This window comes from Streptosporangium sp. NPDC023963 (assembly GCF_040639135.1).
GTDB lineage: Bacteria > Actinomycetota > Actinomycetes > Streptosporangiales > Streptosporangiaceae > Streptosporangium.
In genome coordinates this window covers 1159412-1173684 of record NZ_JBEZZK010000001.1, presented here as the reverse complement: position 1 = coordinate 1173684, position 14273 = coordinate 1159412, and the positions used below count along the sequence as shown (strand labels likewise).

The window sequence follows — 14273 nt, the reverse complement described above, 5'->3', positions numbered from 1 at the left end:
CCACCGACAGAACCCGTCACCGCCCGGCCTGCGACCGGGTGGCGGGCGGGAGCGGCCGGTCCGCGCATCGCCTGCGGACGCGTGGCCCACCGATGCCGCGGCCTCCCCGCGGGAGACCGGATCCGCGGCGTTCGCCGGGACGGTGACCATTCGCCACCATGACGTGACGTCCGGGATAGGTTGGCTCCCTGCCGTTGAGGACATGGCTTTGACGAACACACGACGTATTGAGTGGTGAGCTAACGGTGAGCATCGACCATCAGGCCATCGAGGCGACACGCGAGCGGATCAAGGCGGAGCACCTCAGGGCGCACCGCCCGCCGAGCAGTGCGAGGGGGCTGCACCACTTCGCGCTGATCTCCTCCGACGTCGAGACGACGATCGCGTTCTACCAGGACCTCCTGGAGTTCCCGCTGACGGAGATCTTCGAGAACCGCGACTACCGGGGATCGAACCACTTCTTCTTCGACATCGGCAACGGCAACCTGCTCGCCTTCTTCGACTTCCCCGACCTGGACCTCGGCCCCTACAAGGAGGTCCTCGGCGGGCTCCACCACGTCGCCATCTCCGTCGATCCCTCCACGTGGGAGCGCCTGCGGGGCAAGCTGGAGGCGGCGGGCGTTCCGCACCAGGTCGAGAGCGGCGCGTCGATCTACTTCGCCGACCCCGACGGGGCCCGCCTGGAACTGCTCGCCGACCCCCTCGGCGAGATGTACGGCTCCCGCGTGCTCTGATGCCCCCTCTTCCGCCTCCGGCCGCCCCGCCCTCGCCCCCTCGCCCCCTGTCCTCGCCCCCTGTTCTCGCCTGCGACGCTCCCCTCGCCCTCGCCCTCGCCCCCGCCGCCGCCGTCTTGCCTGCTCCGTCTCCGGCTCGCCCCGTCCGGCGGAGGCCGGGAGCGCAGGACGCGGGCGGCTCGCGGCCCGGCGGCTCGCCGGGGTGGGTCGCGGCACGGCGGAGGGGATCCATACTTGGGGCATGCGTCTATCGGATTTCTGGAAGCGGATGAAGTCACACTTCGGCGACCAGTACGCCGAGTCGTGGGCCCGCGACTACGTCATCGCCGACCTCGGCGGCCGGACCGTGATCCAGGCGCTGGCCGAGGGGGTCGGGGCCAAGGAGGTCTGGCGCGCCGTGTGCGGGGTGACCGACGTCGCGCCCGGGCTCCGCTGAGAGCCGGTGAGCGCGCGGCCCGGTGAGCGGAGAGCCGGAGAGCGTGGAGGGCGTCCGGGAAGCGTGAAGGGCCGGAGAGCCTCAGGCCACGGTGGAAACCCGAGCGCCCAAGATCCCGTGAAAGCCCGAGATCCCGTGAAAGCCCGAGATCCCGTGAAAGCCCGAGATCCCGTGAAAGCCCGAGATCCCGTGAAAGCCCGAGATCCCGTGGAGGCCCTGGGCCCACGGTGAAAGATCAGAAGGGCCGGGGGAAGGCCCGAGGGGCCCTTCGAGGGGCCGGAGGCCGAGAGCCGGGGAGCCGGGAAGGGCCGGTCAGGACGGTTCCGTGAGCGGGGCGAGGAGCTTCTCCACAGAGTCGGCCGCCCGCGCGGGATCGTCGGCGCTCTCCTCACCGTCCGGTGCCCACAGGAACAGCCAGCCGTCCCTGACCGGGGTGGCGAAGACGATGGTCTGCCGGCGGCTGTCCGGATGCCACACCCACAGCACCGGGGCGGCGCCTCCGAGGGTGCGGCTCGCCAGCCCCCGTTGTCGCAGTTCGGCGGCGAGGGAATCGAGATGGGCTAGACGTTGCTGCGTGAACGTGTTGGGCACGTCGGGCACCTCGGGTCGTTTCCCCTCAGGATCACTCCAGGTCAACCCGGTTACAACAGGTCCTGGGCAATTCTTGGAAATGTCTCCTCCCGGATGGGGTCCGCATCTCCCGAAGCCGTGGCCCGGCGGCCCGCCCGGCCGCGCCCGGTCGTGCGCGGGAGGACTCCGCGGCGGTTCGAGACTCCCGCAACGTATGGTGCCAACGGGCGGCGATCGAACAGTCGTTCGGCTATATTGAACAAGCCACCACTCTTGGCGTGCCCTTCCGAAATTGTCGGCGGCACCCCGTAGCTTTCTGGCAACCGACCCAACCCGCGACCCTTCAGGGGGCTCCCATGGCAGCTAACGACCGCGAGAAGGCGCTTGAGACCGCACTCGCTCAGATCGAGCGGCAGTTCGGCAAGGGCTCGATCATGCGCCTGGGCGACGAGACCCGGGCGCCCATCGAGGTGGTTCCCACCGGCTCCATCGCGCTCGACGTGGCCCTCGGCATCGGCGGCTTCCCGCGCGGCCGCATCGTCGAGGTCTACGGTCCCGAGTCCTCGGGCAAGACCACGGTCGCCCTGCACGCGGTGGCCAACGCCCAGCGTGGTGGCGGCATCGCCGCGTTCATCGACGCCGAGCACGCGCTCGACCCGGAGTACGCCCAGAAGCTGGGCGTCGACACCGACGCGCTGCTCGTCTCCCAGCCCGACACCGGTGAGCAGGCGCTGGAGATCGCCGACATGCTGATCCGGTCCGGCGCCGTCGACCTGCTGGTCATCGACTCGGTCGCGGCCCTGGTGCCCAAGGCCGAGATCGAGGGCGAGATGGGCGACAGCCACGTCGGCCTCCAGGCCCGCCTGATGTCCCAGGCGCTGCGCAAGGTCGCCGGCGCGCTCAACAACACCGGCACCACCGCGATCTTCATCAACCAGCTCCGCGAGAAGATCGGCGTCATGTTCGGCTCGCCCGAGACCACGACCGGTGGAAAGGCGCTGAAGTTCTACGCCTCGGTCCGCCTCGACATCCGCCGCATCGAGACGCTGAAGGACGGCACCGAGGCGGTCGGCAACCGCACCCGGGTGAAGGTCGTCAAGAACAAGATGGCCCCGCCCTTCCGGGTGGCCGACTTCGACATCCTCTACGGCGTCGGCATCTCCCGCGAGGGTGGCCTGATCGACATGGGCGTCGAGCACGGCTTCGTCCGCAAGTCCGGCGCCTGGTACACCTACGAGGGTGACCAGCTCGGTCAGGGTAAGGAGAACGCGCGAAACTTCCTCAAGAGCCACCCGGACATGGCGAACGAGATCGAGAAGAAGATCAAGGAGAAGCTCGGCGTCGGCCCGCGCGTCGACAGCCCGGCCGCCCCGTCGCCCGTCCCCGTGGCCTCGGCCCCTGCCGCCGCGTCCGGCCGCGCGTCCGGTGCCGCTTCGGCTCCCGCCGCGTCCGGTCGTGGTTCCAAGGCCGCCGCCGCCCCCAAGCCGGGTGACGCCTGAATCCGGGCTGATCGATGACCACGGGACCTGACTCCGGTCCGGCCGGCGAGGCCGGGCCGAGAGACTGGGGAGCCTGGCCCGACGAACCTCGGGCGGGTTCATCGGGCAGGCGCGGGCACGACCACGGTCCGTCCACCTCGGAGGGAGGCTTTCGCGAGGAAGCCGCGGACCCGGCGAGTGACGGGCCGCGAGGCCGGAAGAAGCGTGCCTCACGGCGTGGGCGGCGGTCCGGGAGCTCTACCCCGGGCTTTCTTTCTGACCGATTCGACGGATCTGACCGATTCGACGGATCTGATGGATCCGATGGAGACGGATCCGATGGGCCTGGCGGATCCGGCAGGCCCATCGGACGCGGCAGGTCCGGCGGACGTGACGGTTTCGGTGGGCGTGACAGGTCCGACGGGCCGGCCGAGGGGTCCCGGACGAGCCGGGGGGCCGGATCCGATCCGCAGGCGGTTGCGCGAGGCATCTGCCTGCGGCTGCTGACCATGGCGCCGCGCACCCGGGCCCAGCTCGCGGAGGCGCTGCGCAAGCGCGAGGTGCCCCAGGAGGCGGCGGACGCCGTGCTGGAGCGCTTCTCCGAGGTCGGGCTCATCGACGACGAGGCGTTCGCCGCGGCATGGGTGAGCTCGCGTCACTCCGGACGGGGTCTCGCCAGAAAGGCCCTCGCCTCGGAGCTCCGCCACCGAGGGGTGGACGAGGAGACCGTGAAGGAAGCGGTGGATCGGCTCGACCCCGAGGAGGAGGCGGAGACCGCCCGTCGCCTTGTGCGGCGCAAACTCTCCTCGACCCGGGGTCTGGAGCCCGCGGTCAGGACCCGCAGGCTTGCCGGCATGCTCGCCCGCAAGGGGTACGGCCCCGGCCTGGCATTTCGCGTGATCCGCGAAGTGCTGGAGGACGAAGGGGCGGAAACGTCGCCATTCGCGGAGGATCCGGGCTATCCACTCGACTAGTCCAAAGCAGCTTGACAGCGGGTCTTTGCTTGCTCGTTACCTCTCTGACGCTTAATCTCAACGGCAGTGAGGAGTTACTCCGCGCAGCGCGGATTGTCATAGCGGTGTAATACGGACAAGCAGGCTTGGCGGATGAGGACGGGACGATGGACCGGCGGGAACAGCCGGTGGGTGATCCCCTCTGGGTTCACTTCTGTCCCGACGGTGCCGTCTCTCGGGCTTTCCGTGCCGTGCGTGTGACCCCTCGTGTGCCTGATATTTGCGACGCGAGGAAGGTGAGGCGCGCATGGATCCGGTCGTGGTCGTCATGTTGACAGTGGCGGTTATGGCTCTCGCCGTGATGACAGCCGTGCTGGTCGTGTTGCTGCGTCGTGTCGGTGGAGCCGGGGCCGCGAAGGGCCCCACGCCCGAGCAGGAGGCCGAGGTCCAGGCCCACCTGGAGGAGGCCAGGCGCGAGGCCGCCGACATCCGGGCGAAGGCCAAGGACGACGCCGGAGAGCTGCTGCGCAAGTCGGAGACGGCGATCGAGGCTGCGGCCGAGATGCGCAAGGAGGCCGAGGCCGAGGGCAAGATCCTGAAGTACGAGCTCAAGGAGCTCCGGTCCGACCTCGAACGCAGGGAGAACCGGCTGGCGGAGCGCGAGCAGCGTCTCGACGAGGAGGCCAGGCGCCAGGCCGACCGGGCCCGCAAGCTCGCCGAGACGGAGACCGAGCTGGCCGACCGTCGCGAGGATCTCGAACGGGTCGCCGAGGAGCGCAGGACCATCCTGGAACGGGTGTCTGGGTTCACCAGCGACCAGGCCAGGGCCGAGCTGGTCAGGGAGATCGAGAACCAGGCGAAGCGCGAGGCCGCGCTGATCATCAGGGAGATCGAAGGGGAGGCCCGCAAGGAGGGCGAGAAGCGCGCCACCAAAATCGTCACGCTGGCGGTCCAGCGGGTGGCCACCGAGCAGACCGCCGAGTCCGTGGTGAGCGTCCTGCACCTGCCCGGTGACGAGATGAAGGGGCGCATCATCGGCCGTGAGGGCCGCAACATCCGGGCCTTCGAGTCGACCACCGGCGTCAATCTGATCATCGATGACACGCCGGAAGCCGTGCTGCTGTCGTGCTTCGACCCGGTCCGCCGCGAGACCGCGCGGCTCACCCTGGAGAAGCTCGTCCTCGACGGCCGCATCCATCCGCAGCGCATCGAGGAGGCCCACGAGCGCAGCAAGGCCGAGGTCCAGGAGCTGTGCGTGCGCGCGGGCGAGGACGCCCTGGTGGAGCTCGGCATCACCGACATGCATCCCGAGCTCGTCACCCTCCTCGGCCAGCTCCGTTACCGCACCTCCTACGGCCAGAACGTGCTCGGCCACCTCATCGAGTCGGCCCACATCGCCGGCATCATGGCGGCCGAGCTGCGGCTCGACACGACGCTGCTCAAGCGCTGCACGCTCCTGCACGACATCGGCAAGGCCCTCACCCACGAGGTCGAGGGCAGCCACGCGCTCATCGGCGCCGAGATCGCCAGACGATACGGCGAGCACGAGGACGTCGTCCACGCCATCGAGGCCCACCACAACGAGGTCGAGGTCAAGACCGTCGAGGCCGTTCTCACCCAGGCCGCCGACGCGATCAGCGGCAGCCGTCCCGGCGCCCGCCGCGAGTCGCTGGAGGCCTACGTCAAGCGGCTGGAGCGTCTTGAGGAGATCGCCACCTCCTACGAGGGCGTGGAGAAGGTCTTCGCCATGCAGGCGGGCCGGGAGATCAGGGTCATGGTGAAGCCCGACGCGGTCGACGACATCCAGGCCCAGGTGATCGCCCGCGACGTCGCCAAGCAGGTCGAGGAGGAGCTCACCTACCCCGGCCAGATCCGCATCACGGTCGTCCGCGAATCGCGGGCCACCGAGTTCGCCCGCTGAACCCGTCCTACCGGCCGGGTCCGCTGCCCGCTGAACCCGTCCTACCGGCCGGACCCGCTGCGCGCCGGACCCGCCCAACCGGCCGGGTCCGCCCAACCCACCGGACCAACCCACCGGACCAGTCCGCTCAACCGGGGAGCACGTCGATCCGCCCGGTTCGCTGATCCGTCCGGCGATCCGCCGGTCCACCCGGCCTCTCGCTCAGGAATGGAAGATCTGCTGGTAGAAGGCGAGCTCGGTGGCCAGGGCCGCGCTACGGGTCTCGGCGCGGCGGAAGCCGTGGGCCTCCCCCTCGAACGTGAGGTAGGTGCAGGGAACGCCGCGCTCGGCGAGAGCGTCGGCGAAGGCCTGTGACTGCGCCGGGGGGACCACCGGGTCGGACAGGCCCTGGAGGAGCAGCATGGGGCAGCTCACCCCCGCCACCCGGCCGACGGGTTCGCGCGAGGCGTACAGGGCGGGGTCCTCCGGGCCGATCAGCCACTCGACGTAACGCGACTCGAAGTCGTGGGTGGTCGCGCTGAAGTTGGCGAGCCCGCTCACGCCGTAGTAGGAGACGCCTCCGGCGAACGCGTCGGACGCGCAGCAGGCCGCCATGACCGTCCAGCCGCCCGCGCTACCGCCACGGATCGCGATCCGCGCCGGGTCGCCCAGCCCCTCCGCGGCCAGCCACTCGGCCGCGGCGATCGCGTCCTCGACGTCGACCACGCCCCACTGGCCGCGCAGCCGCTCGCGGTAGACGCGGCCGTAGCCGGTGGAGCCGCCGTAGTTGACGTCGAGCACGCCGATGCCCCTGCTGGTGAGGAACGTCTTCTCCAGGTCGAGCGCGCCGACGCTGTTCCCGGTCGGCCCGCCGTGCACGAACACGACATACGGCGCGGGGCCCTCGCCGCGCGCCACGGGGTTGGACGGGGGGTAGAGGAACGCGTGCACCTCGCGCCCGAACCGGCTCTCGAACTCCACGGGCTTGGCGCGCGGCAGGTAACCGGGATCGGGCAGCTCGTTGACGTCCCGGCGGAGCTCCTCCAGCCGCCCGGTCACGGTGTCGATCCGGACGATCGACCGGGGCAGCGCCGGGCCGTACCCGATCCCGACCACGGCGCGCCCGTCGGTGGCCAGCACCACCTCCCAGCCGTCGTAGGGCGCGTCCAGGTCGCTCAGCACGCCACTGTCCGGGTCGAGGACCCCCAGCCGCAGGTCGCCCCGTCCGTGCAGGACCGCGAGGCTCCCGTCGTCCAGCAGCGCGTACGGCATCGCGCCCAGCTGCCACAGCGGCCCCGCGAACTCCTGCTCCGCCGGGTGGAGCGCCTTCGCCGAGGTGCCGTGGATCCCGACCAGGTAGAGGTTCCACCAGCCCGACCAGTCGGAGACCAGGTAGAGGTGCTGCTCGTCGCGCCACCGCGGGGCGAGCACCGACTCCGAGACGCCGCCCTTGACCTTCCAGGACGTGCCGTCGGCGAGCCGGGAGATCCACAGCTCGGTGCCGTTCCACGGCATCCGGGGGTGGTCCCAGCAGACGAAGGCCAGGTGCTCGCCGTCGGGGGAGACGGCGGGGGAGGCGTAGAAGTCGTGCCCGCCGGCCCGTTCGCGCGGCTCGCCCTCGCCGGACAGCGGGACGGACACGATCGACCGGCTCACCCGGCCGCCGTCGTGGCGCTCCCTGACGCACCAGATCTGCCCGTCGTGGAGGACCGGGTCCGCGTAGCGCAGGGCCGCCGGCTCCTCGGGCTCCGGCGTGAGCGGCCTGGGCTCGCCACCGGTGGGCAGCAGGTAGAGGCGCTGGTCGACGAAGTTGGCGAACACTACGCCCTGGCCGGGCACCACGGCGTACGACCGTCCGCCGTACTCGTGGACCCTGGTCCTGGCGCTCCACGGCGCGCTCAGCAGCTCGCGCTGGGCGCCGTCGGCGCTCCGGTGCACGATGGTGGTCCGCCCGCCCTCGGCGGGACGGTCCTCGGTCCACCAGACCTCCTCGCCGAGCACCGTCGGGTATCCGAGGCGCAGCCCGGAACGGGCCACGTCGGAGGTGGAGACCGGCGACGGCCAGGTGGCGTACGGCAGGACGACCTGCTCGGGGGACATGGCGCAATCCTGCCCGATAACCCGCCGCGTGTCGCCGGTATCACGCTCGCGTCACCCGAGATATGCCGCCGGTGAACCGCGCGGGCCGTGAGATCGGGGGGAATGATGAGATGAGAGCCGTTGGTCCGGTCTCCGCCTTAAGCCGGCCTGCGGATGTTTTCACCCGCCCGGCACGCGGAAGGGCGGTCACCGGATCCGGTGACCGCCCTTGGGCTGCCGTGTTCTCCGAGGCTGCCGTGTTCCTACGGTGTTCCTACGGAGCCGGGGTGGTGGGAGTTCCGAGGCCGCCCTCGACCGCCGTCGGCGAGTCGGGCCGGGCGATCGGCTTGGCCGCGGTCTTCCTGCTGCGACGGCTCCGCCTCTCCAGCCAGGTGGCGACGGCGCCCACCATCACGTTGATGATGATGTAGATGATCGCGATGACGATCACGGCGGGAATGATGTTGTTGAAGTTGGAGGGCAGCACGCGCGCCCCCGCGTTCAGCAGGTCCTCGAACGACACGATGAAGCCCAGGGCGGTGTCCTTCAGGAGCACCACCAGCTGCGCCACGATCGCCGGCATCATGACCGTGACCGCCTGCGGCAGCAGGATCATCCGCATCACCTGGCCCGGACGCAGGCCGACCGCGAGCGCGGCCTCGCTCTGCCCCCGGGGGATGGACAGGATGCCCGCCCGTACGATCTCCGCCAGCACCGAGCCGTTGTACAGGACCAGGCCGATCACCACCGCCCAGAAGGGCGTCACGGTGAGCCCGAAGACCGCGCTCCCGCCGAACATCACCGCGAAGATCATGATCAGTAGCGGGATCGCCCGGAAGAACTCGACGACCGCCCCCGAGGAGCGGCGGATCCAGGCGTTCGCCGAGAGCCGGCCGATGCCGAAGACGAACCCGAACGGCACCGCGATCAGCGCCGCCACCGCGGCCGCGCTGAGCGTGTTGACCAGGCCGGGCAGGATCAGGTTGATCCACACGTCGCCGCGCAGGAACGGCGTCCACAGGTCGGCGTTGAGCTGGTTCTTCTCGCCGAGCTTGGTCACCATCACGTACACCGCGAACAGCACGGCGAGGACGACCAGCACGGTGAGCACGTTGTTGCGTATCCGGGCCTTGGGGCCGGGAATGTCGTAAAGGACGCTGACGTTTTCCGAGCTCTCGACGCGCCGCTTGCGCGCCGGGGGCCGCTCGGCGGTGACCGCGGTCATCGGACCACCGCCAGGCGCTTGGCCAGCCAGCCGAACAGCAGTCCGGTCGGCAGGGTCAGGATCAAAAAGCCCAGCGCGAACCCGGCGAAGATCTGGATGACCGCGTCGCCGTGCGCCTCGAACAGCGTCTTCATGGTCAGGGACGCCTCACCCACCCCGATGGCCGCGGCGATCGTGGTGTTCTTGGTCAACGCGATCAGGATGCTGCCCAGCGGGGCGATCACCGCGCGGAACGCCTGGGGCAGCACGATCAGCCTCAGGTTCTGGCCGAACGTGAGCCCGATGGCGCGGGCCGCCTCCGCCTGGCCGACCGGGACCGTGTTGATCCCGGCCCGGATCGCCTCGCAGACGAACGCCGCCGTGTAGGCGGACAGTCCGATGATGGAGAGCCACAGGTAGTTGGTGGACAGGCTCTCGGAGAACGAGACGTCCAGGACCAGGCCGAGGCCCAGCCCGCAGAACACGATCACCAGCGTCAGCGGGGTGTTCCGCAGGATGTTCACGTACGCCGTGCCGATCCCGCGCAGGATCGGCAGCGGGCTCACCCGCATGCCCGCGAGGATCGTCCCGAGCACGAGCGCCACCAGCCCGCTGGCGAGGGTGAGCCGTATCGTCAACCAGAAAGCGTCCCGAATGATCGGGAACTCATCGAAGAGTGCCTGCACTCATCCCTCCAAAGGTCACAGGCCGGGGCGTTCGCACGCCCCGGCCCAGGTTGTGACCGATCAGTAGCGCTCGACAGCCGGCGGGGTGGTGAAGAACTTCCCGAACTCGCCGAAGTTGGCGTCGATGGCCTTCTTCCAGGCGCCGTCCTTGAACATCTTCTCGACGGCGGCGTTGACCTTGTCGCGGGTCGCCTTGTCGTCCAGCTTCAGGCCGATGCCGTACTTCTCCTCGGAGAAGGGCTTGCCGACGAGGCGGAACTTGCCGGGGGACTGGGTGGCGAAGCCGGCCAGGATCGTCGCGTCGGTGGAGATCGCGTCGACCTGCTTGTTCTCCAGCAGCGGCAGGCAGGCGCCGTAGCCCTGCTGCTCGGTGAGGAAGCCGCTCTTCCACTCGTCGCCGAACTTCTCGACCAGGCGGGCGGGCGAGGAGGAGCCCTGGGCGCCGCAGACCTTCTTGGTCTTGAGGTCCTCGACGCTGTTGATCGTGGTGTCGTCCGCCCGGGTCAGGATGTCCTGGCCGGTGACCAGGTACGGGCCGGCGAAGGCGACCTTCTTCTTGCGGTCGTCGGTGATCGAGTAGGTCGCGATCACGGCGTTGACCTGGCCCTGCTGGATGAAAGACTCGCGGTTGGCCGAGATGGCCTCCTTGAACTCAATCTTGTCGTCCGTGTAGCCGAGCTCCTTGGCGACATACCGGGCAACGTCGACGTCGAACCCCTTGAAGGAGCCGTCGGGCTGCTTCTGCCCGAGGCCGGGCTGGTCGACCTTGATGCCCACCACGAACTTGTCGCTTCCGCCGCCGGCGTCGTCGCCGCACGCGGTCAGACCGGCCATCGCCGCCGCGGCTGCGATCACCACGGCTCCAATACGACGTACACGCATTCTTGCTACCTCGTCTTTCATCAGGGACATATCAGGGATGAGCAGAGCCGTCAGTGAGTGAGGATCTTGGAGAGGAAGTCCTTGGCCCGGCCGGTCCTGGCGTTGGTGAAGAACTCCTCGGGGGTGTTCTCCTCCACGATCTGGCCCTCGGCCATGAACACCACGCGGTTCGCCGCGCGGCGGGCGAAGCCCATCTCGTGGGTGACGACCATCATCGTCATGCCCTCCTGGGCGAGGCCGATCATGACGTCGAGCACCTCCTGGACCATCTCCGGGTCGAGCGCCGAGGTCGGCTCGTCGAACAGGATCATCTTGGGGTCCATGGCCAGGGCGCGGGCGATCGCCACGCGCTGCTGCTGGCCTCCCGAGAGCTGCGCGGGATACTTCGACGCCTGGGCGCCGATGCCGACCCGCTCCAGCAACTCCATGCCCCGCCGCTCCGCTTCGGCCTTCGCGATGCCGCGAACCTTGATCGGCCCGAGGGTGACGTTCTCGAGGATCGTCTTGTGCGCGAACAGGTTGAAGGACTGGAACACCATCCCGACCTCGGACCTGAGCTTGGCCAGGGTCTTGCCCTCGGCCGCGAGCGGCTGCCCGTCGAAGGTGATGGTTCCCTCGTCGATCGCCTCCAGCCGGTTGATCGTCCGGCAGAGGGTCGACTTGCCGCCGCCCGATGGGCCGATGACGACGAGGACCTCGCCGCGGGAGATCGTCAGATTGATGTCCCGAAGGACGTGCAGGCTGCCGAAGTGCTTGTTGACGCCTTCGAGCACGACCAGAGGAGTCTTGTCCCCGTTCTCCGTCATGGTGGACAACGTAATTCTGTAAAGGGCACCTGAGGCTAACCCTGCGGTACCGATCAGATCACGGCCTGCTCACACCTTGATCATCAAATCCTGCTCAGGGCCTCGGGGTCAACCCTGAACGCGAACGGTTTCGTCAGGTTCACGGTCGTTCCGGTGGCGACGCGGTGGACGAGCTGGTAGTCGTCGTTCTCGTCGAGGGCGTACGTGAAAATCACCGGAAGCTCGTCGGATCCCTGCCCCCGGAACGGTTTCATCTCGACGCGCCAGAAGTGAGGGATCCCGGCCTCCGCGTACTTCGCCGGCTTGATGATCCGATCCACGGCCGTGGTGGACCTGGAGACGATCTCCACGACGAGGTGAGCCCATTCCGGGTCGACGACCTGGGCGCCGTCGCGGATCGGTTTCCGTTCCACGACCATGACGTCCGGAATGACGCCCGGCCGGGAGTCCAGGAGGAGCCCGGTGCCGGTGACGACCATCAACTCCTCGGGGGCGGAGTCCTCCAGGAACCGGCGGAGCCGGTCGCCGATCCACTGATGCTGGGCGGATGGGGCAGGAGACACGATCAGGCTCCCGTCGATGAGCTCGTAGCGGCCGCCGTCATCGCGGGAGTTGAGCTCGAACCATTCGTCGATGCCGAGTTCGCCGGGTGTCTCCCAGAAGCCCGCCGCCGGGACCGCGGTGCTCTGCGGCTTCTTGCGTGGCTTCTTTGCGGGCTTCTTGGCCTTCACCGGGGCCTCCGAGGTCTGCACGAGCATCGCCACCGTGGCTCACCACTCTCAGCTGTCGGTCGAGTCCTAATTCTCGCATGCGGCTTTGGAGCCCCAGCTTAGCGAGAGAATTGACGTTGAGTGACCAGTCGATTACCTGGAGTTCGAAGGGTCGAGGGCGTACCTGAAGGTTCGGCGGAGCGCCTACCCTTGTCGTGAGATGACTGCCACCGTGGAGAGCGCCCGCACGTACGAGGTCCGTACCTATGGGTGCCAGATGAACGTGCACGACTCCGAGCGCCTGTCGGGCCTCCTGGAGGACGCCGGATACGTCCCGGCCGCCCAGGGGGAGACGGCCGACGTGGTCGTGTTCAACACCTGTGCCGTACGGGAGAACGCCGACAACAAGCTCTACGGCAACCTCGGCCACCTGCGCCCCTCGAAGGTGGGCAACCCCGGCATGCAGATCGCCGTGGGCGGCTGCCTGGCGCAGAAGGACCAGGGGGAGATCGTCCGCAGGGCGCCCTGGGTGGACGTGGTGTTCGGCACCCACAACATCGGCTCGCTGCCGGTGCTGCTGGAGCGGGCGCGCGTCCAGCAGGAGGCCCAGGTCGAGATCAAGGAGTCCCTGGAGACCTTCCCGAGCACGCTGCCGACCAAGCGCGAGTCCGCCTACGCCGCCTGGGTGTCGGTCTCCGTGGGGTGCAACAACACCTGCACGTTCTGCATCGTGCCCGCCCTGCGCGGCAAGGAGAAGGACCGCCGCCCCGGCGACGTTCTCAACGAGGTGCGCACCCTGGTCGACCAGGGCGTGCTGGAGATCACCCTCCTCGGCCAGAACGTCAACACGTACGGCGTGGAGTTCGGCGACCGGCTGGCCTTCGGCAAGCTGCTGCGGGCCTGCGGCGACGTCGAGGGCCTGGAGCGGGTCCGCTTCACCAGCCCGCACCCGGCGGCGTTCACCGACGACGTCATCGCGGCGATGGCCGAGACGCCCAACGTGATGCACCAGCTCCACATGCCGCTGCAGTCGGGCTCGGACCGGGTCCTCAAGGCCATGCGCCGCTCCTACCGGGCCGAGCGCTACCTGGGCATCATCGAGCGGGTCCGCGCGGCGATGCCCGACGCGGCGATCTCCACCGACATCATCGTGGGCTTCCCCGGCGAGACCGAGGAGGACTTCCAGGCCACCCTCGACGTGGTGCGCGAGTCGCGGTTCGCCAACGCCTTCACGTTCCAGTACTCCATCCGGCCCGGCACCCCCGCCGCCACCATGGAGCACCAGGTTCCCAAGGAGGTCGTGCAGGAGCGCTACGAGCGGCTCGTCGCCCTGCAGACCGAGATCTCCTGGGCGGAGAACAAGAAGCAGGTCGGCCGGACGCTCGAGGTGCTGGTCGCCGAGGGCGAGGGCCGCAAGGACGAGGCGACCCGCCGCATGTCGGGGCGGGCCCCCGACAACCGCCTGGTGCACTTCACCCCCGGTGCCGAGACCCCGCGTCCGGGTGACGTGGTGAGCGCCGAGGTCACGTACGCGGCACCGCACCACCTGGTCGCCGACGGTCCCGCGCTGAGGCTCCGCCGAACCCGCGCGGGCGACGCCTGGGAGGCCCGCCAGGGCGCCCCGGCCGGAGCCGGTCCCGGGGTCATGCTGGGCATGCCCTCGATCGGCCGTCCCGCCCCGCTCCCGGAGACCTCGGGCTGCTCCGTCTCCTGAGGTCCCGCCCTTCGAGCGCCGCGCCCGGAAGCATCTCGCCCGAGTTTTTCCCTTCGGTTGAGATCTTCCGGGCGCTTTTTCGAAGGCGCCCCTCCACGTGGCGCCGACCCATGATCGATTT

The 14273-nt window shown here is 69.3% G+C and carries 13 protein-coding genes; 6 read left to right on the top strand and 7 right to left on the bottom strand.

Annotated elements, in window-relative coordinates; genetic code table 11:
* Window positions 1-245: 245 nt before the first annotated feature.
* Window positions 246-734, top strand: coding sequence for a VOC family protein (locus tag AB0F88_RS05000; protein ID WP_362677461.1), 489 nt, complete (start codon window positions 246-248; stop codon window positions 732-734).
* A 241-nt stretch (window positions 735-975) separates the two neighbouring features.
* Window positions 976-1170, top strand: coding sequence for a DUF3046 domain-containing protein (locus AB0F88_RS04995; RefSeq protein WP_362677459.1), 195 nt, complete (start codon window positions 976-978; stop codon window positions 1168-1170).
* 312 nt (window positions 1171-1482) lie between these two features.
* On the opposite strand, the gene AB0F88_RS04990 is transcribed toward AB0F88_RS04995, so the two are convergent.
* A complete protein-coding gene (locus AB0F88_RS04990) occupies window positions 1483-1761 on the bottom strand; it encodes a hypothetical protein (protein ID WP_362677457.1) in 279 nt (92 codons plus the stop codon).
* Window positions 1762-2096: 335 nt separating this feature from the next.
* On the opposite strand from AB0F88_RS04990, the gene recA reads away from it, so the two are divergent.
* From recA to rny, 3 genes are all read left to right on the top strand, one after another.
* On the top strand, window positions 2097-3239 hold the full coding sequence (gene recA, locus AB0F88_RS04985) for a recombinase RecA (protein WP_362677455.1): 1143 nt from the start codon (window positions 2097-2099) through the stop codon (window positions 3237-3239).
* 14 nt (window positions 3240-3253) lie between these two features.
* Window positions 3254-4192, top strand: a complete 939-nt coding sequence (recX, locus tag AB0F88_RS04980; protein WP_362677453.1) for a recombination regulator RecX — start codon at window positions 3254-3256, stop codon at window positions 4190-4192.
* A gap of 325 nt (window positions 4193-4517) precedes the next feature.
* Window positions 4518-6092, top strand: coding sequence for a ribonuclease Y (rny, locus tag AB0F88_RS04975; RefSeq protein ID WP_362677451.1), 1575 nt, complete (start codon window positions 4518-4520; stop codon window positions 6090-6092).
* Window positions 6093-6293: 201 nt separating this feature from the next.
* Here the strand turns inward: rny and AB0F88_RS04970 are convergent, their stop codons facing one another.
* The 6 genes from AB0F88_RS04970 to AB0F88_RS04945 all read right to left on the bottom strand — a co-directional run bounded on the left by AB0F88_RS04970 (window position 6294) and on the right by AB0F88_RS04945 (window position 12486).
* A complete protein-coding gene (locus AB0F88_RS04970) occupies window positions 6294-8171 on the bottom strand; it encodes a prolyl oligopeptidase family serine peptidase (RefSeq protein WP_362677449.1) in 1878 nt (625 codons plus the stop codon).
* A 253-nt stretch (window positions 8172-8424) separates the two neighbouring features.
* Window positions 8425-9375: an amino acid ABC transporter permease gene (locus tag AB0F88_RS04965; protein ID WP_362677447.1), complete on the bottom strand. Its 951-nt coding sequence runs from the start codon at window positions 9373-9375 to the stop codon at window positions 8425-8427.
* Window positions 9372-10040 (bottom strand): amino acid ABC transporter permease, encoded by a 669-nt coding sequence (locus AB0F88_RS04960; protein ID WP_362677445.1) that lies wholly within the window; start codon window positions 10038-10040, stop codon window positions 9372-9374. Before AB0F88_RS04960 ends, AB0F88_RS04965 begins: the two co-directional genes overlap by 4 nt.
* A gap of 60 nt (window positions 10041-10100) precedes the next feature.
* Entirely contained in the window at window positions 10101-10895 is a 795-nt protein-coding gene (locus tag AB0F88_RS04955; protein WP_362677443.1) for a glutamate ABC transporter substrate-binding protein, read from the bottom strand.
* A 77-nt stretch (window positions 10896-10972) separates the two neighbouring features.
* On the bottom strand, window positions 10973-11728 hold the full coding sequence (locus AB0F88_RS04950) for an amino acid ABC transporter ATP-binding protein (RefSeq protein ID WP_362677441.1): 756 nt from the start codon (window positions 11726-11728) through the stop codon (window positions 10973-10975).
* A gap of 83 nt (window positions 11729-11811) precedes the next feature.
* Entirely contained in the window at window positions 11812-12486 is a 675-nt protein-coding gene (locus AB0F88_RS04945) for a Uma2 family endonuclease (RefSeq protein WP_362677958.1), read from the bottom strand.
* A 172-nt stretch (window positions 12487-12658) separates the two neighbouring features.
* Between AB0F88_RS04945 and miaB the strand changes: the two genes are divergently transcribed.
* Window positions 12659-14152, top strand: a complete 1494-nt coding sequence (gene miaB / locus AB0F88_RS04940; protein ID WP_362677439.1) for a tRNA (N6-isopentenyl adenosine(37)-C2)-methylthiotransferase MiaB — start codon at window positions 12659-12661, stop codon at window positions 14150-14152.
* Window positions 14153-14273 lie beyond the last annotated feature (121 nt).